The following is an 18,505-nucleotide window of genomic DNA, read 5'->3' as shown; positions in this document are numbered from 1 at the left end:
GGCGTCACCACCGCCATGATGGTGACGCTCGGCGAGGACGGCGTGAAGACGATCGAGGACTTCGCCGGCTATGCCGCCGACGACCTGATCGGCTGGAAAGAGCGCAAGGACGGCGAGACCAAGGTCTATCCGGGCGTTTTGGCCTCTCACGGCGTCTCGCGCGCCGAAGCCGAGCAGATGGTGCTTGCAGCCCGCAAGCAGGCCGGCTGGATCACCGTGGAAGAACTCGCCGCCGAAGAGGCAGCAACCGGCGAAACCGTCGGTGCGTGAGGTGACCACCAATCGCAAAGCCCGTGGACGAGATGAACGATCGCACTTGCATCGTTACGCGCAGGCAGGCCGAAGCGGATGAACTGATCCGCTTCGTCGTCGGCCCGGATTCGGCCGTCGTTCCGGACATCAAGAGAAATCTGCCCGGCCGTGGTTGCTGGGTCACCGCCGATCGCCTACATATCGAGAAGGCAGCGGCGAAGAACCTGTTTGCCCGCGCATTCAAGGCGCAGGTGACCGTTCCATCCGATCTCGGCGGCATGGTCGACGGGCTGCTCTCCAGATCCGCTCTGGGTATGCTTGGCCTTGCCCGCAAGGCGGGCGCCGTCGTTCTTGGCGCCGCCAAGGTCGAGGGTGCTGTGCGCGACGGGCAGGCGCTGCTCGTTCTGCATGCGGCGGAGGCGTCGGACGACGGTGTCCGCAAGATCAGTCAGGCGCGGCGGGCGACCGTCCATCTCGGCGGTCCCGCCATCCTTGCCTACAAACTTTTCTCCGAGGCCGAGTTGAGCTTGGCATTGGGGGGTACAAATGTGATACATGCTGCCGTCCTCGCGCAGGACGCGGGACTGGCGGTTGAGAAGCGCGTTGTTGCGCTCGACCGATATCGGGGCGGTACCCCGAACGATCTGGCAATGCTTGCGGCCGTTGCCGACGAAGATGATGCCGCAGAGGATATGGAATGAACGATACGAAATCGGGCGACGACAAGACGTTGAGCGTTACGCCGAAGAAGACCTTGACGCTGAAGCGCCCCGGCCTCGAGCAGGGCACCGTGCGCCAGAATTTCTCGCATGGCCGCACCAAGTCGGTCGTCGTCGAGACCAAGAAGCGCAAGTTCTCGCTGCCTGGCGACAAGCCGGAGCCGGTCGCGCCGTCCGTGTTCACGCCGAAGCCCGCCGCGGCCACCCCTGTCGCCGCCGCGCCTGTCGTGCAGGAAGCGCCGAAGGCGCCGCCTCCGCCGCCGGAACGTTCGGGCATGGTCCTGAACGAGCTGTCACGCGGCGAGATGGAAGCGCGCCGCAGGGCGTTGGAAGGCTCCAAGGCCCGTGAGGCCGAGGATCGCCAGCGCGCTCAGGAGGATGCCAAGCGCCGCGCCGAGGAAGAGGAACGCCGCAAGCGCGAGCGCGACGAATCCGCGCGCCGTCAGGCCGAGGAAGAAGCGCGCCTGCAGGCCGAGGCCGAGTCGCGGCGTCGTGCCGAGGAAGAGGCTCGCCGTCGTGCGCCGCAGGCAGCCGATGTCGCTACGGCCGATGACGAGGAAGAGGCCAAGCCGCGGCGCACAGGTGCCGGCGGTGGCGCAGGCGCCAGCGCGCCTGCCCGGCGCCTTGCGACCCCGGAAGTGGCCCGCCCGGCCAAGCCGACCAAGGGCGAGGAAGATCGCCGCCGCGGCAAGCTGACGCTGAACACCGCGCTGTCGGACGAAGATGCGCGCGGCCGCTCACTGTCGTCGATGCGTCGCCGCCAGGAAAAATTCAAACGCGCGATGCACAATGAGCCGCGCGAGAAAGTCATGCGCGAAGTGATCCTACCCGAAACCATCACCATCCAGGAACTGGCGCAGCGCATGTCCGAGCGCGCCGTGGATGTGGTCAAGTACTTCATGAAGCAGGGCCAGATCCTGAAGCCGGGCGACGTCATCGACGCCGACACGGCCGAGCTGGTCGCTTCCGAATTTGGCCATACGGTCCGCCGCGTTGCGGAGTCCGACATCGAGGAGGGCCTGTTCAACATCGCCGACCGTCCCGAGGACCTGGTGTCGCGTCCGCCGGTCGTGACCATCATGGGCCATGTCGACCACGGCAAGACCTCGCTGCTCGACGCCATCCGCAACGCCAATGTCGTCTCCGGCGAGGCCGGCGGCATCACCCAGCATATCGGCGCCTACCAGATCGAGAAGAACGGTCAGAAGATCACCTTCATCGACACGCCCGGCCACGCCGCCTTCACGGCCATGCGCGCCCGCGGCGCCCAGGTCACCGACATCGCCGTGCTGGTGGTGGCGGCAGACGACAGCGTGATGCCGCAGACGATCGAATCGATCAACCACGCCAAGGCGGCCGGCGTGCCGATCATCGTGGCGATCAACAAGATCGACAAGCGCGACGCCGATCCGCAGAAGGTGCGGACCGAGCTGCTGCGCCACGAGGTGTTCGTGGAATCGATGGGCGGCGAGGTGCTGGACGTCGAGGTTTCGGCGACCAAGGGCACCAATCTCGACAAGCTACTCGAAGCGATCCTGCTGCAGGCCGAAGTTCTCGACCTCAAGGCCAATCCTGACCGCACCGCCGAAGGCGCGGTGATCGAAGCCAAGCTCGACAAGGGCCGCGGTCCGGTCGCCACCGTTCTGGTGCAGACCGGCACGCTGATGCCGGGCGACATCATTGTCGCCGGCAACGAGTGGGGCCGTGTGCGCGCGCTTGTCGACGACCGCGGCGAGCACGTGCCGGAAGCGCCGCCGGCGATGCCGGTAGAGGTGCTTGGCCTTCAGGGCACGCCGCAGGCCGGCGACCGTTTCGCCGTCGTCAACAACGAGGCTCGCGCCCGCGAGATCACGGAATACCGTCAGCGCCTGGCGCGCGACAAGGCTGTGGCCAAGCATGCCGGCCAGCGCGGCTCGCTCGAACAGATGATGTCGCAGTTGCAGACGAGCGGGCTGAAGGAATTCCCGCTGGTCATCAAGGGCGACGTGCAGGGCTCCATCGAGGCGATCAACGCCGCGCTCGAAAAGCTCGGCAACGACGAGGTCAGGGTGCGGATCGTCCATTCGGGCGCCGGCGGCATCACCGAAAGCGACGTCTCGCTGGCCGAGACATCGGGTGCCGCGATCATCGGCTTCAACGTCCGCGCCAACGCGCAGGCGCGCACCGCGGCAGCGGCCGCGGGCATCGAGATCCGCTACTACTCGATCATCTACAACCTCGTCGACGACGTGAAGGCGGCCCTTTCCGGTATGCTTTCGCCGGAGCGGCGCGAGACCTTCATCGGCAATGCCGAGATACTCGAGATCTTCGACATCTCCAAGGTCGGCAAGATCGCCGGCTGCCGCGTCACCGAAGGCAAGGTCGAGCGTGGTGCGGGCGTGCGCCTGATCCGCGACAACGTCGTCGTCCACGAAGGCACGTTGAAGACGCTCAAGCGCTTCAAGGACGAGGTTGCGGAAGTGCCGGGCGGCCAGGAATGCGGCATGGCCTTCCAGAACTACGAGGACATGCGCGTCGGCGACGTCATCGAGTGCTTCCGCGTCGAGATGGTGAGCAGGACGCTCTAATTCGGGTATATTTGCCGAAATGAAACGGGCGGCGGCCGCAAGGCTGCCGTCCAGACCGCTCATGCATATGAGACATGTGGCGTGGTCCCATCCCGCGCTTCACGATTTCAGGACCGAAGAAAAATGCCCCGTTCGACAACATCAGGCCCCTCCCAGCGCATGCTGCGCGTCGGCGAGCAGGTGCGTCATGCCCTTTCCGAAACGCTGCAGCGCGGCGAGATCATCGATCCGGTGATCGAGAACAGCGTCGTCTCGGTCTCCGAGGTGCGCATGTCGCCCGATCTCAAGATCGCCACCGCCTTCGTCTCGCCGCTTGGCGCGGCTGACGACAGCGCCGTGGTCGAGGCGCTCAACAGGCACGCAAAGTTCATCCGCGGCCGTGTTTCGGGCGCGTTGAGGCAGATGAAGTATATGCCGGAGTTCCGTTTCCGGCTCGACACATCCTTCGACAATTTCGCGAAGATCAATGAACTGCTGAAGTCGCCCGAAGTGGCGCGCGATCTCGGCGACGGCAAGAACAACGACAAGGACGAGGAATAGTGGCGCGCCGCGGCAAGAAGAAGGGTCGGCCGGTCTCCGGCTGGGTGGTGCTGGACAAGCCGGTCGGCATGGGCTCGACCGAAGCGGTCTCCAAGGTCAAATGGCTGTTTCAGGCCGAGAAGGCCGGCCATGCCGGCACGCTCGATCCGCTGGCCTCCGGCATGCTGCCGATCGCGCTTGGCGAAGCGACCAAGACCGTTCCCTACGTGCAGGATGGCGCCAAGGTCTACCGCTTCACCGTCGCCTGGGGCGAGGAGCGCTCGACCGACGACCTCGAAGGCCCGGTGACCAACAGCTCCGATCGGCGCCCGGCCGAGGCCGAGCTGCGGGCGCTGCTGCCGAAATACACCGGCGTCATCATGCAGACGCCGCCGCAATTCTCGGCCATCAAGATCGCCGGCGAGCGCGCCTATGATCTCGCCCGCGACGGCGAGACGGTCGAGATACCCGCGCGGGAAATTGAAATCGGCCGTTTGGATATTATCGAGCATAGTGCCGACAAGACCGTCTTCGAGGTCGAATGCGGCAAGGGCACCTATGTGCGCTCGCTGGCGCGCGACATGGGCCGCGATCTCGGCTGCTTCGGCCATATCGCTGAATTGCGCCGCGTCGAGGTCGAGCCGTTCACGCCTGACGATTTCGTCACGGTTGCCGAACTGGAAGCGGCCCGTTTCGGCGGCAAAGCCGAAGCTGTTCAGGACGAATCCGAGGCGCCGGTCGATTTCAGCGCCATCGACGCGCTGCTGATTGAAACGGCGGCGGCGCTCGATTGCCTGCCGCAGGTTGCGGTCAGCGACGACGCGGCGACGAAGATCCGCCTCGGCAATCCTGTCATCATTCGCGGCCGCGATGCGCCGGTCGAGGCGGAGGAGGCCTGCGCCACCGCGCGCGGCAGGCTCGTCGCCATCGGCGCCATCGAGCAGGGCATGTTCAAGCCCAAGCGGGTCTTTGCCGGGTGAATCCGGTCGTCTAAGCTCCACTGGGTGCCGACGCTTCAGGGATCTCATGGCCAGGGCTGATACAGGCAACAAGAGGGCGACGCTGAGAATCCGCCGGCCGCCGGTCGGGGCGTCGCCCGGCACGCTGATCGCCGATCCGGCGGCACGGCGCAGCGAGCTTCGGCTGACATTGATCTCGCCGCAGAAATACGAAACCATCGACAATGCCTCGGTCGACGACCTCAACACCCATTGCGAGAAATGGCCTGTCGTCTGGCTGGATTGCACGGGGCTTGCCAACATTCCGCTGATCGAGGAGATCGGCCGTATCTTCAACCTCCACCCGCTGGCGCTCGAGGACGTCGTCAACACTGGACAGCGGCCCAAGGTGGATTTCTTCGAGGACCATGCCTTCGTCGTCATGCGCATGATCGACGATGTCACCTCGCATCGCTACGAGCAGATCTCGCTGTTCTTCGGCCGGAATTTCGTCGTCACTTTCCAGGAACGCGAGGGCGATCCGTTCGATCCGGTGCGCAAGCGCATCGCGGCCGCGATGCCGAACCGGCTGCGCTCGCGCGGCGCCGATTATCTTGCCTATGCGCTGATCGATGCCATCGTCGACAGCTATTTCCCGCCGATCGAGGCGGCGAGCGAATTGGTCGACGGCATCGAGGACGAGATGCTGAACAAGCCGCACAAGCATCAGATGCGGCAGTTGCATGAACTCAGGCGCGACGCCAACGTGCTCAAGGGCGTGCTATGGCCGATGCGCGATGCGCTGGCGACGCTGATCCGCAACGACGTGCCCTTCGTGAAGGCTGAAACCAAGATCTTCTTCAACGACACGCTCGACCATTCGCTGCGGCTGATCGAGCTGGTCGAGAACCAGCGCGACATGCTCACCGGCCTGATCGAGATGCATCTCTCGCTGTCCCAGGCCCGCACCAACGACGTCATTTCCTATCTGACGATCGTCTCGGTGATCTTCATGCCGCTGACCTTCCTGGTCGGCGTCTGGGGCATGAATTTCGATCCGGAAAGCTCGCCCTGGAACATGCCCGAGCTGAAGGCCTATTACGGTTATCCGGTCTCGCTACTGTTCATGGCGGTCGTCGCGGTCGGTTTGATCGCGTTCTTCAAATGGAAGAAGTGGCTGTAGCCTTTGAATTCTCCCGTTTTCGCCGCCGGAACCTGCGACAAGCCGGCTTGACAATTGGGCTGGTGTTTTTTCCGGAATTGCACTATATGCGCCGCAGCTTCGCGCCCTGACGCGTCGCTTGCACTGGCCCCTGCTGGACGACATCCCGGCTGTGGGCGTCCCGTTTCCTCCAACAGATAAGGAAAAACACGATGTCGATTACTGCCGAGCGCAAGAAAGAACTGATGACCGAATTCGCGACCGCGAAAGGCGATACCGGATCTCCGGAAGTCCAGGTTGCCATTCTTTCCGAGCGCATCAAGAACCTGACAGAGCATTTCAAGGACCACAAGAAGGACAACCATTCCCGCCGTGGCCTGCTTGCTCTGGTTTCCCAGCGCCGCAGCCTGCTTGATTATCTCAAGCGCAAGGATGATGGGCGCTACCAGACGCTGATCGACAAGCTCGGTCTCCGTCGCTGACCAATTGACCGGCGGGCTCTCCAAGGGGGCCCGCCGGTCGCGCATTGGCGCATCGGATAGTCCGCTGCCGCAATGCTGAAAAGGAAATTCGCCTGCGCGCATGGCGCGTTCCGGAAACAGCGTTTCCGGCGTCAAGCGCAAGGCCGGCCGACCAGCCGGCCAATCGTGTTCCGGACCGCAGAGGGCTGTCCGGAACCGCCCATGGACGGTCATGGGGCAGGATTGCAGGATGCTCGCTCGGCCTTGAGCCGGATCTATCGAGCTTCCCGTTGTCTTGCCCGTGGCTGCCCGAAGGAAGCCAGGGAAGGGAGAACCCGCGACCGTTAGGACGGTGCGGCCCTTTCCGCATATGAAGGACAAGATATGTTCAATCATCACAAAGTGGAAATCGAATGGGGCGGCCGTCCGCTCATCCTGGAGACCGGCAAGATCGCCCGCCAGGCTGACGGCGCGGTGCTGGCCACCTATGGCGAGACCGTGGTTCTGGCCACTGTCGTCTCGATGAAGGAGCCGAAGCCCGGCCTCGATTTCTTCCCGCTCACCGTCAACTACCAGGAAAAGACCTATGCCGCCGGCAAGATCCCGGGCGGCTACTTCAAGCGCGAGGGCCGTCCGAGCGAAAAGGAAACGCTGGTTTCCCGCCTGATCGACCGCCCGATCCGCCCGCTTTTCGCCGACGGCTACAAGAACGACACCCAGATCGTCGTCACCGTCGTCCAGCATGATCTCGAGAATGATCCGGACATCCTGTCGATCGTCGCCACCTCCGCCGCGCTTACGCTCTCGGGCGTGCCCTTCATGGGCCCGATCGGCGGCGCCCGCGTCGGCTACATCAACGGCGAATATGTGCTCAATCCGCATATCGACGAGATGCAGGAATCCAAGCTCGACCTCGTCGTCGCCGGCACCGCCGACGCCGTGCTGATGGTCGAATCCGAGGCCAAGGAACTCTCCGAGGACCTGATGCTCGGCGCCGTCGTGTTCGGCCACAAGAGCTTCCAGCCGGTGATCGAGGCGATCATCAAGCTGGCCGAGGTCGCCGCCAAGGAGCCGCGCGACTTCACCGCGCCGGATTACTCCGCGCTTGAAGCCGAGATGCTGAAGGTCGTCGGAGACGAGCTCCGCGACGCCTACAAGATCATCGACAAGCAGGCGCGCTATGCCGCGGTCGATGCCGTCAAAGCCAAGGTCAAGGCCGCCTTCGCTCCGGCCGAGGGCGAGGAAGCCAAGTACACTTCCGAGCAGATCGGCAGCGTCTTCAAGGAACTCCAGGCCAAGGTTGTGCGCTGGAACATCCTCGACACCGGCTCGCGCATCGACGGCCGTGACCTCAAGACCGTGCGTAAGATCGTCTCGGAAGTCGGCGTCCTGCCGCGCACCCATGGTTCGGCGCTGTTCACCCGCGGCGAGACCCAGGCGCTGGTGGTTGCCACGCTGGGCACCGGCGAGGACGAGCAATATGTCGATTCGCTGACCGGCATGTACAAGGAGAAGTTCCTTCTCCACTACAACTTCCCGCCCTACTCGGTCGGCGAGACCGGCCGCATGGGCTCGCCGGGCCGCCGCGAAATCGGCCACGGCAAGCTCGCCTGGCGCGCCATCCATCCGATGCTGCCTTCGGCGGAACAGTTCCCCTACACGCTGCGCGTCGTCTCGGAGATCACCGAATCCAATGGTTCGTCGTCGATGGCGACCGTGTGCGGCACCTCGCTGGCGCTGATGGACGCGGGCGTTCCGCTGGCCAAGCCGGTCGCCGGCATCGCCATGGGCCTGATCAAGGAAGGCGAGCGCTTCGCGGTGCTCTCCGACATCCTCGGTGACGAGGACCATCTCGGCGACATGGACTTCAAGGTTGCCGGCACCGCCAATGGCGTCACCTCGCTGCAGATGGACATCAAGATCGATGGCATCACCGAGGAGATCATGGGCATCGCGCTTGCCCAGGCCAAGGACGGCCGCCTGCATATCCTCGGCGAGATGGCGCATGCGCTTTCCGGCGCCCGCGCCGAGCTCGGCGAGTTCGCGCCGCGCATCGAGGTTATGCACATCCCGACCGACAAGATCCGCGACGTCATCGGCTCCGGCGGCAAGGTGATCCGCGAGATCGTCGAGAAGACCGGCGCCAAGATCAACATCGAGGACGACGGCACGGTCAAGATCGCTTCGGCCAACGCCAAGGAGATCGAGGCGGCGAAGAAGTGGATCCACACCATCGTCGCCGAGCCGGAAGTCGGCGAGATCTACGAAGGCACAGTCGTCAAGACGGCCGACTTCGGCGCCTTCGTCAACTTCTTCGGCCCGCGCGACGGTCTCGTCCACATCTCGCAACTCGCCAATGAGCGCGTCGCCAAGACCTCCGATGTCGTCAAGGAAGGCGACAAGGTTTGGGTCAAGCTGATGGGCTTCGACGAGCGCGGCAAGGTTCGCCTGTCGATGAAGGTCGTCGACCAGGCGACCGGCAAGGAAATCGTCCAGGAGAAGAAGAAGGCCGAAGGCGAGGAAGACGCCGCCTGATCGGTCTGGCTGGATAGTCTAAGACGGGCGCGCCGCAAGGTCGCGCCCGTTTTGTTTCGAGGTGGATGAATGGCCGCCGAGCCGCTGAAGACGCTGTTCTACCCGTTCGAGGCGGAGGCGCTGCCTTTGCCGCGCAAGGAGGCCCGCGTTCTCTTTCTGGGCGCCGAGCCCGGCTTCCGCTTGCCCGAAGGCTTCGATGCGGCGCTGCATCTCGTGCAGGGCTTTCGACCGCATTTCCGCGCCTTGCAGGCTTCCGGCTACACGGTCACGCCGCGCGTGGAAGGCCAGGGTTACGACATGGCTCTCGTGCTCGCCGGCCGTCATCGCGGTCAGAATGAGTTGCGCATCGCCGAAGCACTCGAGCGTGTCGCGCCGGGCGGGCTGATCGCCGTCGCGGGTGGCAAGGATGACGGCACCGACAGCCTGCGCAAGCGGATCAACGCGCTGGCGCCGCTCGAAGGCCATCTGCCGAAGCATCACGGCGTTGCCTTCTGGTTCCGGCGGGCCGGCACGGAAGCAGCCGAGACGCTGCGCGCCGGCAACCCCGACCTTGTTGTTGGGGGCGGTTTCAAAACCGCGCCTGGCATGTTCTCGTTTGACAGGATTGACGCCGGTTCGAAACTGCTGGCCGCCAGCCTGCCTGATGATCTCAAAGGCAATATCGCTGATCTCTGCGCGGGCTGGGGTTATCTGGCGGCGGAGGTCCTGCAGCGCTCCCAGAGCCTCACCACGCTCGATCTCTATGAAGCGGACTTCGAAGCCCTGGAAGCAGCCAGGTTGAATGTCCGTGGCGCCATCGAGCCGCGCTTCTTCTGGATCGATCTTCTCACCGAGGCGGTCGATCGACGCTACGACGCCATCGTCATGAACCCGCCTTTCCACAGCGGCCGCGCCGCCGAGCCCGGCATTGGCGCCGGCATGATCCGCGCGGCGTCGAAGGCGCTGAAACCGGGCGGCCGCCTGTTCATGGTCGCCAATCGCCAGCTTCCCTATGAACAGGTGCTGTCCGCGGCCTTTGCCAGCCATACCGGGATCGCCCGCGACGGCATGTTCAAGGTGTTGTCGGCGCGCCGCTGAAATACTGTTGCGTGCTGGTTTACTGTAGGCTGACGATCCGTGCGGGCTCGCGGGTGCCGAAAGCAGGCCGCGCTTCGCCGAGTTCGTCCGTGAGTGGCGCCGGCCTCCCGAACAGATAGCCCTGGACCACCTCGCAGCCCGCGGCCCTGAGCAGCGTAGCCTGGTTCTCGGTTTCCACGCCTTCGGCGATGATGCCGACGCCCAGCGCCCGCGACAGCCCGACAATGGTCGAGACGATCGCGCCGGAACCGGAGTCGGTGTCGATGCGGCTGACGAAGGAACGGTCGATCTTCAGCTTGCCGAAGGAGAAGTCGATCAGGTAGCTCAAATTGGAATAGCCGGTTCCGAAATCGTCGACGGCCACCGAAATCCCCATCTCGGCAAGCTGGTCCAGGATCGCGGCGGCGCGGTCGCGATCCTGCATCATCGCCGTCTCGGTGACCTCGAGCTCCAGCCGCGACGGCTTGATGCCGGTCGATTCCATCACCTCGCGCACGATGCCGACGAAATCCCTGGTCATGAACTGGACCGGCGAGATGTTGACGGCGACGAAGCAGTCCTGCGGCAGATGCTTGGCGTCGCTGCAGGCCTTGCGCAGCACCCATTCGCCGATTGGATTGATCATGCCGGTTTCCTCGGCGATCGGAATGAACTCCATCGGCGGAATCATGCCGCGCTCCGGATGCTTCCAGCGGATCAGCGCCTCGTAGCCGACGACGCGGCCGCTCGGCAGATTGAGCTGCGGCTGGTAATGGAGACTGAAGTCGCCGCGGTCGAAAGCGGTCTTCAGCTCCGATTCGATCCATTGCCGATAGTCGGCCACGCGGCCCATGTCGGCGTGGAAGACAGACCAGTTGCCGACGCCGCTGGCCCGCGCATTTTGCAGCGCCAGGTTCGAACGGCGCAGGACCAGAACCGGGTCGACCCCGTCCTTCGGCATCGCCACGATGCCTACCGACAGGCTGACCGACTGCAGGTGGGTCTGCAACTGATAAGGCTCCATCATATCGCTGATGAGCTTTTCGATCAGCCGCTCGATCGAACCACGGATGTCGCGGTCCGGCAGCAGGACGCCGAACTCGCCGGCGCCGATGCGCCCGATCACCGCATCCTTCGGCATGCTCTCCTTCAGCCTGCTGGTGAAGGCACGGACAAGGTCGTCGCCATGGCTGTAGCCGATGGCGTCGTTGATCTGCTTGAATCGGTCGATATCAATGTCGATCAGGAACACCGGCTCGCCGGTTCGGATCGTCTCCGAGGCGGCATCGGCTATCTTGCCGACCATGGCCTGGCGCGACAGAAGCCCCGTCAGCTTGTCGAAATTGGTTTCCTTGACGACATAGGCCACCGATTCATCGACGCCGGCGAAGAACGACATCGCCGCACCGCCGGCGGCAAGGGCGCATAGCGCGGCGATGACGCCTATCATCGTCTCGGCCGGCATGCCGGCCATGCCATCGCCGAAGCCGAACCGCAGCCCCCACAATCCGAGGATGAAACTGCCCATGCCGGAGCTGGCGATGGTGATCAGCCGGAACAGCGGTGTTCGCTTCGGGTTACTGACTGGAGACATGCAAGGTCCCTGGATTAAGGGGCCTTGTAGCGGAAACCTCCTTAAAATGAGTTTCCGCCGATGCATCCAATTTTACTGGAAAATACTCTTTGCCTTAGCGAACTATTCGCGACCACCGTCGTTCTGCTTCAGTTCCTCCAGCGACGGCATCGAAACGATGTGATAGCCGGAATCCACATAATGGATTTCGCCGGTGACACCCGACGAAAGATCGGAGAGCAGGTAAAGCGCCGAGCCGCCGACTTCGTCCAGGGTCACGGTGCGCCGCAGAGGCGAGTTGCGCTGCTGATAGGAGAACATATGGCGGGCGTCGGAAACGCCCGAGCCGGCCAGCGTGCGCACCGGTCCGGCCGAGATGCCGTTCACCCTGATGCCGCGCGGCCCGTAGTCATTGGCAAGATAGCGCACGCTGGCCTCGAGCCCCGCCTTGGCGACGCCCATGACATTGTAGTTCGGCATCACCCTCACCGACCCGGCATAGGTCAGCGTGATCATCGAGCCGCCATTGCCCATCAGCGCGGCGGCATTGCGGGCGACCTCGGTGAAGGAATAGCAGGAGATCACCATGGTGCGCACGAAATTGTCGCGGCTGGTGTCGGCGTAGAGGCCCTTGAGCTCGTTCTTGTCGGAAAAGCCGATGGCATGCACCACGAAGTCCAGCTCGCCCCAGGCCTTGCCGAGGGTCTCGAAGGTCGCGGTGACGGAGGCGCTGTCCTCGACGTCGCAAGGCACGATCAAGGAGGCGCCCACCTTCTCGGCGAGCGGCTTGACGCGCCGCCCGAACGCGTCGCCCTGGTAGGTGAAGGCAAGCTCCGCCCCGTGCTCGGACAATTTCTTGGCGATGCCCCAGGCGATCGAATGATCGTTGGCGACCCCCATGACAAGCCCGCGCTTGCCCTTCATCAACCCTTCCATAAAAGGCAGATCCTTATGCGGAATAGCGTTGGAAAATCAGCGTTGCGTTGGTGCCACCGAAACCGAAGGAATTGGACAAAACGGTGTCGATCTTGGCGTTGTCGATGCGCTTGCGCACGATCGGCATGCCCTCGAATTCCGGATCGAGCTCCTCGATATGGGCGCTCTCGCCGATGAAGCCGCCCTGCATCATCAGGATCGAATAGATCGATTCCTGCACGCCGGCCGCCCCCAGCGAATGGCCGGTGAGCGACTTGGTCGAGGTGATGTAGGGCATCTTGTCGCCGAACACCTCGCGAATGGCGCCCATTTCCCTGGAATCGCCGACCGGCGTCGAGGTGCCGTGGGTGTTGATGTAGTCGACCGGGGTCGAGACGGTGGCAAGCGCCTGCCGCATGCAGCGGATGGCGCCTTCCCCCGAAGGCGCCACCATGTCGTAGCCGTCGGATGTCGCGCCATAGCCGACGATCTCGGCATAGATCTTGGCGCCGCGCGCCCTGGCGTGCTCCAATTCCTCCAGCACCAGCACGCCGGCGCCGCCGGCGATGACAAAACCGTCGCGGTTGACGTCATAGGCGCGCGAAGCGGCCGATGCCTTGTCGTTGAACTTCGACGACATGGCGCCCATGGCGTCGAAAAGGTCCGACATCGTCCAGTCGAGATCTTCGTGGCCGCCGGCGAACATCATGTCCTGCTTGCCCCACTGGATGAGCTCATAGGCATTGCCGATGCAATGCGCCGAGGTCGAGCAGGCCGACGAGATCGAGTAGTTGACGCCGTGGATCTTGAACCATGTGGCCAGGGTGGCCGACGCCGTCGACGACATCGCCTTCGGCACGGCGAATGGACCGATGCGCTTGGGGCTGTTGTTCTTGATCGTGGTTTCGGCCGCCTCGACGATGGTGCGGGTCGAGGGTCCGCCGGACCCCATCACGATGCCGGTCCGCTCATTGGTGATGTCGCTCACGCCAAGCCCGGCATCGGCGATCGCCTGGTCCATGGCAACATGGTTCCAGGCCGCACCCTGGCTTAGGAAGCGCATGGCGCGGCGGTCGATCATCGGGGTAGGATCGAGCGTCGGCGCGCCCCAGACCTGGCAGCGGAAGCCGTGCTCGGCGAAGGAATTGGAAAAGCTGATGCCGGATTTGGCATCGTAAAGCGAGCTCTGCACCTCATTGGCATTGTTGCCGATCGACGACACAATGCCGAGCCCTGTCACTACGACCCGTCTCATTCGCAACTCCTTCCGGCGTATCCGGGCGGAAAACCTAGCCGGTTTTCGCCCGTGATCATACGCAAATAAACTGACGTGGCGCCCATTGGGTACGCGGACGCCGTGGCGAAAAACGGTCAGGCGGCCGACTGTTTGGACAGGCCGACCTTCAGATCCGTGGCGGCGTATATGGGTTCGCCATCCGCCTTAAGCCAGCCATCGGCGATGCCGAGCACCAGCCGGCCACGCATCACGCGCTTGAAGTCGACGCCGTACTCCACCTTCTTCACCGACGGCGTCACCATGCCCTTGAACTTCACCTCGCCGGTCGAAAGCGCCATGCCCTTGCCGGGTTCGCCCAGCCAGCCGAGATAAAAACCCGTCAACTGCCACATGGCGTCGAGGCCGAGGCAGCCCGGCATGATCGGATTGCCGATGAAGTGGCAGGCGAAGAACCACAGGTCCGGCTTGATGTCGAATTCGGCGCGGATGAAGCCCTTGTCGAAAGCGCCGCCGGTCTCGCTGATCTCGGTGATGCGGTCGAACATCAGCATAGGTGGGTAGGGCAGCTGGGCGTTGCCCGGCCCGAACAGGTCGCCGCGGGCGCAGGCGAGCAGTTCCTCGTAATCGTAGCTGGACTTTTGATCCGCCATCAAATTTCCGTCCCCGTGTTCTTTCGCGGGCGGCAGGGCGCCCTTCTCGTTGGTTTCCTAACACACTCTGTTTGCGGCCGGAAACCGGCGTTTGCGCTTAACCCGTGCGCCTGCCCGGGTCAATGCGCGCTATTGATCGCATTCAGACTACAGAATATATGTCGGCTGATGTCCGGTTTTGGCTTTCGACGTCTTTTTGCCACTCTGGACCTGTTGATGGGCTGGGCAACAAGCGTCGAAGCGAAGAGATGGATTCGGGCTACCGGAAGGAAAATGTCGCTGTGGACAAGCGGGTTCGCGAAGCCGGCCTGAGGCCGACGCGCCAGCGCATCGCGCTGGCCGATCTGCTTTTCGCCAAGGGCGACCGCCACCTTTCGGCCGAGGAGCTGCACGAAGAGGCGATCGCCGCTGGCGTGCCTGTTTCCTTGGCGACGGTCTATAACGCGCTCCATCAGTTCACAGAGGCCGGCCTGTTGCGCATCCTGGCGGTCGAAGGCTCGAAAACCTATTTCGACACCAACACCTCCGACCATCATCACTTCTATGTCGAGGGCGAGAACCGGATCTTCGACATCGAAAGCGGACCGGTCACCGTCTCCAACCTGCCGGCACCGCCGGAGGGCATGGAGATCGCCAATGTCGACATCGTCGTGAGGCTTCGCCCAAAGCGCGGCGACTGATCCCGTGACGACGCGGCCCGTCGACCTGATCGTCCGGTTTGAATGGGTCACCGTCGCCGCCTTGGCCGTCATTTGCTACGCAATGGCCCACTTTTCCTGGTGGCTGTTTGCGCTTCTTATTCTGGCGCCGGACCTATCGATGCTGGGCTACCTCGCCGGGCCGCGCCTCGGCGCCGTCACCTATAACGCCTTGCATATCCTGATTGCCCCACTGGTCCTTCTGCTCGCGGGCGCGTTGCTCGCCGGCCCGCTCACGACCGCAGTGGCGCTTATCTGGATAGCGCATATCGCCATCGACCGTGCCCTTGGCTACGGCCTCAAGCTGCCCACCGGTTTTCAGGATACGCATCTCGGCCGCATTGGCCGCGACCGCAGCGGCGCGGCCGGCTAGAGGTGTGTCGAGATTCAGGTCAGGTCGAGTCGAGAATGGTGGTCCGAGAACCGGACCGGAGCGTACTCAAGGTCGGCGAGCACCGGAAGGGTCATGGGCCTCACCCGGGCTCAGCGCGTCCGGAGCTATAGACGGCGTCAGGGTTAATGCTGGCTCCACTCTGCCGCCGCGCGAATTCAACGAACGCCTTGAATGCGGCGGTCGGGTTGCGTCGGCTCGGATAGTAGAGGCTCAACGGCGACAGAATGGGCGTCCAATCCTCAAGCACGCGCACAAGGCGGCCTGCCTCGATGTCGTCTCGCACGTCGGATTCCATCGCCAGGGCCAGACCCACGGACGCGAGGACCGCGGTGCGTGCGAGGCTCGCTTCGTCAAGGGTGATGGCGCCCTGGACGTCGATGTGGACCGATTGTCCGTCCTTCTCGAACGGCCAGCGGTAGATTGCGCCATCGGGAAGCCGGACGCGGAGACAGGAATGCCCGGCGAGATCCTGAGGTACCAGGGGCGTCCCATGCGTTATCAAGTAGGTCGGCGTGCCCACGACGACACTGCGCCGCGCGACACCCAACGGGACCGCGATCATGTCGGCCGGCACGAGGTCGATCCTACGGACGCCGAGGTCGAAGCCGCCTGCGACAATATCCACCATGCGGCCCTCTGTGACGATGTCGATGTGGACCTGAGGGTGCGCGCGCAGGAACGGTAGGACGAGCGAAGTGAAGATCTCTCGCGCCGCTGTCGGAAAGGCGTTGATGCGCAGCGTACCCGACGGCATCGCCTGCTGAGAGCGCGCAACCTCCATCGCCTCATGAATGTCCTGCACGGCCGGAGCGACCTGCGCGACGAACCGCTGGCCGGCCTCCGTCAATGAGACACTTCGCGTCGTCCGGTTGAAGAGCCGTACGCCAAGCGTGCGCTCCAGCTTTCCGACCGCGTTGCTGAGCGCGGTCGTCGAAACCCCGAGCTCACGCGCTGCCGTGCGAAACTTGCCGCGGCGGGCGACCATGAGAACTGCGTCTAATTCCGTCAGGCTACTTTGCACAATTATCCCGACTTTCGTGATGAGACGTCCCGAATTGTCCTGATTATCGCGCGACCTGTCTACCGCTATTTTGGGGAGCAACGAAACTTCCAGCCGCTGCGGCTGCGATCGCAACAAGCAGGACAAGACCAATGACGCTCGAATTACCACCCCCAATCGCCGCATATGTGGCCGCGAACGCCCGCCTGGACGTTGACGGCATGCTGGCACCCTTCGCAGCCGGGGCGGTCCTCCGCGATAACGGCGCCGTTCTTCGGGGGGCCGCTGAAATCAAGCACTTGCTTGAAGAGGCGGTGGTCGGCGCGAAGGCGATTTTCACACCGGATACCGTCCGACACGAGGACGGTCAGGTGGTCGTCGAAGGCCCCGCTCATGGCGAGTTCAAGGGCAGCCCGATCCGCTTCACCTACCGCTTCACGCTCGAAAACGACGCCATCAAGGCTTTGGAGATCACGGCATGACCATCAAAGCTGATCCGACCGAGTTCGCGGGAAAGCGCGTCCTCATCAGCGGCGGCACCAAGGGTCTGGGCCGCGCCACTGTCGACCGCTTCCTGGCCGGCGGCGCCCGCGTGATTACATCTGCCCGTGGAACGCTGGAGCCCATCGATAGCGTCGAATTCGTCCAGGCGGACCTGACCACGGCCGAGGGCGGGGAAATGCTGGCCAGGGTGGCGATCGAGCGTCTGGGTGGCGTCGACATCATCGCGCATGTGCTTGGTGGTTCGACCACCCCGGGCGGTGGCTTTGTCGCCCTGACGGACGAGTACTGGCTTTCCGAGCTGAACCTGAACCTCCTGGCCACAGTCCGTCTCGACCGGCTCCTGATTCCGCAGATGATCGAGCGGGGCAGCGGCGCGGTGGTGCACGTCACCTCCATCCAGTCGGTCCTGCCGCTCCCCGACGCAACCACCGCCTATGCCAGCGCCAAGGCCGCGCTCCGGACTTACAGCAAGTCCATCTCCAAGGAGCTGGGTTCCAAGGGCGTTAGAGTCAACGTCGTCTCCCCCGGCTGGATCATGACCGAAGGGACCGATGTATTTCTCAAGCGCATCCAAGCCGCCAACGGTGGCACTGTCGAGGACGCGCGCCAACTCGTACTGGCCGGCCTTGGCGGCATTGCCATAGGTCGCGGCGCCGAACCATCCGAGGTCGCCGAAGCCATCGCTTTCCTGGCCTCGGATCGCGCCTCGTCGATCCATGGTTCGGAGCTCGTCGTCGACGGCGGCACTGTCCCGACTGTCTGATCAAAGGGACTCGTCCACGCTTGGCCGAGCTGGCCTAGCATGGACCGACGCATGCCATGGCCCGATTGTCCCGACGTCCGCTCTCGGGCCTTAGAGCGAATGTCCGCTGCTGTGGCCCGTCGCGACATTTTGCGCTGCCGCCCGAAGTCGGTTGCTATAGGGGCAAGGCGGACATTGCTTTAGTCGCATCACGCCGCCGGGTTAATGGGTCCACGCCTCAGTTCTTGAACTTCTCGCCCGGATAGGCGCCCCACACCTGCGACTGGGCCATCCAGCCGGTGTGGCCGTCAAAGGTCATCTCGCACCATTGGCCGTCGCATTTCTTGATCGAGCCGATCACGCCCGGCTCGATGATGGCGATGACACCGGCGTCCTTGTCGGGCTCGTCGAGCAGGTTGACCTGCCCGCCCTTGCCGCGCTGCCAGGGCGCGACGATGGCGGTGCGCCGGCCGGAAAGCAGCGACTGGTTGATCCAGCCCTCCGATCCATCGGCATCGCGCACGCGCCGCCAGGTGTCGAATTCCTGAATGACTTCCATTGGCAGTCCGGCCTTCAGATACAT

The 18,505-nt window shown here is 63.8% G+C and carries 18 protein-coding genes and 1 pseudogene; 13 read left to right on the top strand and 6 right to left on the bottom strand.

Going from position 1 to position 18,505, the window contains the following annotated elements:
* From EOA28_RS06065 to EOA28_RS06025, 9 genes and pseudogenes are all read left to right on the top strand, one after another.
* A pseudogene (locus EOA28_RS06065) lies at window positions 1-270 on the top strand (transcription termination/antitermination protein NusA); the annotation flags it as partial.
* A gap of 32 nt (window positions 271-302) precedes the next feature.
* Window positions 303-953: an RNA-binding protein gene (locus EOA28_RS06060; protein ID WP_126083567.1), complete on the top strand. Its 651-nt coding sequence runs from the start codon at window positions 303-305 to the stop codon at window positions 951-953.
* Window positions 950-3,538 carry a translation initiation factor IF-2 gene (gene infB / locus EOA28_RS06055; RefSeq protein WP_127250134.1) on the top strand — a complete coding sequence of 863 codons (2,589 nt, stop codon included), beginning with the start codon at window positions 950-952 and terminating at the stop codon, window positions 3,536-3,538. The genes EOA28_RS06060 and infB overlap by 4 nt, the downstream gene beginning before the upstream one ends.
* Before the next feature lie 123 nt (window positions 3,539-3,661).
* The gene (gene rbfA / locus EOA28_RS06050; RefSeq protein ID WP_127250133.1) at window positions 3,662-4,078 is read left to right on the top strand and encodes a 30S ribosome-binding factor RbfA; all 417 of its coding nucleotides are present in this window, start codon (window positions 3,662-3,664) and stop codon (window positions 4,076-4,078) included.
* A complete protein-coding gene (truB, locus tag EOA28_RS06045) occupies window positions 4,078-5,037 on the top strand; it encodes a tRNA pseudouridine(55) synthase TruB (protein WP_127250132.1) in 960 nt (319 codons plus the stop codon). Before rbfA ends, truB begins: the two co-directional genes overlap by 1 nt.
* A 46-nt stretch (window positions 5,038-5,083) precedes the next feature.
* Window positions 5,084-6,178 (top strand): magnesium/cobalt transporter CorA, encoded by a 1,095-nt coding sequence (corA, locus tag EOA28_RS06040; RefSeq protein WP_127250131.1) that lies wholly within the window; start codon window positions 5,084-5,086, stop codon window positions 6,176-6,178.
* A gap of 149 nt (window positions 6,179-6,327) precedes the next feature.
* Window positions 6,328-6,639, top strand: coding sequence for a 30S ribosomal protein S15 (gene rpsO / locus EOA28_RS06035; protein ID WP_281059028.1), 312 nt, complete (start codon window positions 6,328-6,330; stop codon window positions 6,637-6,639).
* A 363-nt stretch (window positions 6,640-7,002) separates the two neighbouring features.
* Window positions 7,003-9,153 carry a polyribonucleotide nucleotidyltransferase gene (gene pnp / locus EOA28_RS06030; RefSeq protein ID WP_127250130.1) on the top strand — a complete coding sequence of 717 codons (2,151 nt, stop codon included), beginning with the start codon at window positions 7,003-7,005 and terminating at the stop codon, window positions 9,151-9,153.
* 69 nt (window positions 9,154-9,222) lie between these two features.
* Window positions 9,223-10,230 (top strand): class I SAM-dependent methyltransferase, encoded by a 1,008-nt coding sequence (locus EOA28_RS06025; RefSeq protein WP_127250129.1) that lies wholly within the window; start codon window positions 9,223-9,225, stop codon window positions 10,228-10,230.
* A gap of 19 nt (window positions 10,231-10,249) precedes the next feature.
* On the opposite strand, the gene EOA28_RS06020 is transcribed toward EOA28_RS06025, so the two are convergent.
* The 4 genes from EOA28_RS06020 to fabA all read right to left on the bottom strand — a co-directional run bounded on the left by EOA28_RS06020 (window position 10,250) and on the right by fabA (window position 14,584).
* Window positions 10,250-11,803, bottom strand: coding sequence for a bifunctional diguanylate cyclase/phosphodiesterase (locus tag EOA28_RS06020; RefSeq protein WP_127250128.1), 1,554 nt, complete (start codon window positions 11,801-11,803; stop codon window positions 10,250-10,252).
* Window positions 11,804-11,905: 102 nt separating this feature from the next.
* Window positions 11,906-12,718, bottom strand: coding sequence for an enoyl-ACP reductase FabI (gene fabI, locus EOA28_RS06015; RefSeq protein ID WP_127250127.1), 813 nt, complete (start codon window positions 12,716-12,718; stop codon window positions 11,906-11,908).
* A gap of 13 nt (window positions 12,719-12,731) precedes the next feature.
* Complete coding sequence (gene fabB, locus EOA28_RS06010) at window positions 12,732-13,952, bottom strand: beta-ketoacyl-ACP synthase I (RefSeq protein WP_127250126.1); 1,221 nt, start codon at window positions 13,950-13,952, stop codon at window positions 12,732-12,734.
* Between the two features lie 116 nt (window positions 13,953-14,068).
* A complete protein-coding gene (gene fabA / locus EOA28_RS06005) occupies window positions 14,069-14,584 on the bottom strand; it encodes a 3-hydroxyacyl-[acyl-carrier-protein] dehydratase FabA (RefSeq protein ID WP_040985924.1) in 516 nt (171 codons plus the stop codon).
* 248 nt (window positions 14,585-14,832) lie between these two features.
* On the opposite strand from fabA, the gene irrA reads away from it, so the two are divergent.
* Window positions 14,833-15,264: an iron response transcriptional regulator IrrA gene (gene irrA, locus EOA28_RS06000; protein WP_042647097.1), complete on the top strand. Its 432-nt coding sequence runs from the start codon at window positions 14,833-14,835 to the stop codon at window positions 15,262-15,264.
* Between the two features lie 4 nt (window positions 15,265-15,268).
* On the top strand, window positions 15,269-15,655 hold the full coding sequence (locus EOA28_RS05995) for a DUF4260 domain-containing protein (RefSeq protein WP_127250125.1): 387 nt from the start codon (window positions 15,269-15,271) through the stop codon (window positions 15,653-15,655).
* A 100-nt stretch (window positions 15,656-15,755) separates the two neighbouring features.
* Here the strand turns inward: EOA28_RS05995 and EOA28_RS05990 are convergent, their stop codons facing one another.
* Window positions 15,756-16,700: a LysR family transcriptional regulator gene (locus tag EOA28_RS05990; RefSeq protein WP_127250149.1), complete on the bottom strand. Its 945-nt coding sequence runs from the start codon at window positions 16,698-16,700 to the stop codon at window positions 15,756-15,758.
* A gap of 128 nt (window positions 16,701-16,828) precedes the next feature.
* Here EOA28_RS05990 and EOA28_RS05985 point away from each other — a divergent pair, with 128 nt between their 5' ends.
* Both EOA28_RS05985 and EOA28_RS05980 read left to right on the top strand, forming a co-directional pair.
* The gene (locus tag EOA28_RS05985) at window positions 16,829-17,158 is read left to right on the top strand and encodes a nuclear transport factor 2 family protein (RefSeq protein ID WP_126079400.1); all 330 of its coding nucleotides are present in this window, start codon (window positions 16,829-16,831) and stop codon (window positions 17,156-17,158) included.
* Window positions 17,155-17,943, top strand: coding sequence for an SDR family oxidoreductase (locus EOA28_RS05980; protein WP_127250124.1), 789 nt, complete (start codon window positions 17,155-17,157; stop codon window positions 17,941-17,943). The genes EOA28_RS05985 and EOA28_RS05980 overlap by 4 nt, the downstream gene beginning before the upstream one ends.
* Before the next feature lie 217 nt (window positions 17,944-18,160).
* On the opposite strand, the gene EOA28_RS05975 is transcribed toward EOA28_RS05980, so the two are convergent.
* On the bottom strand, window positions 18,161-18,505 hold a 345-nt coding region (locus EOA28_RS05975; RefSeq protein ID WP_245501479.1), incomplete at its 5' end, for an SH3 domain-containing protein.

The sequence above is a fragment of the Mesorhizobium sp. M2A.F.Ca.ET.067.02.1.1 genome, assembly GCF_004023285.1.
GTDB lineage: Bacteria > Pseudomonadota > Alphaproteobacteria > Rhizobiales > Rhizobiaceae > Mesorhizobium.
The sequence above is the reverse complement of the archived record's forward strand: the minus strand, read 5'-3'. Positions and strand labels throughout refer to the sequence as shown.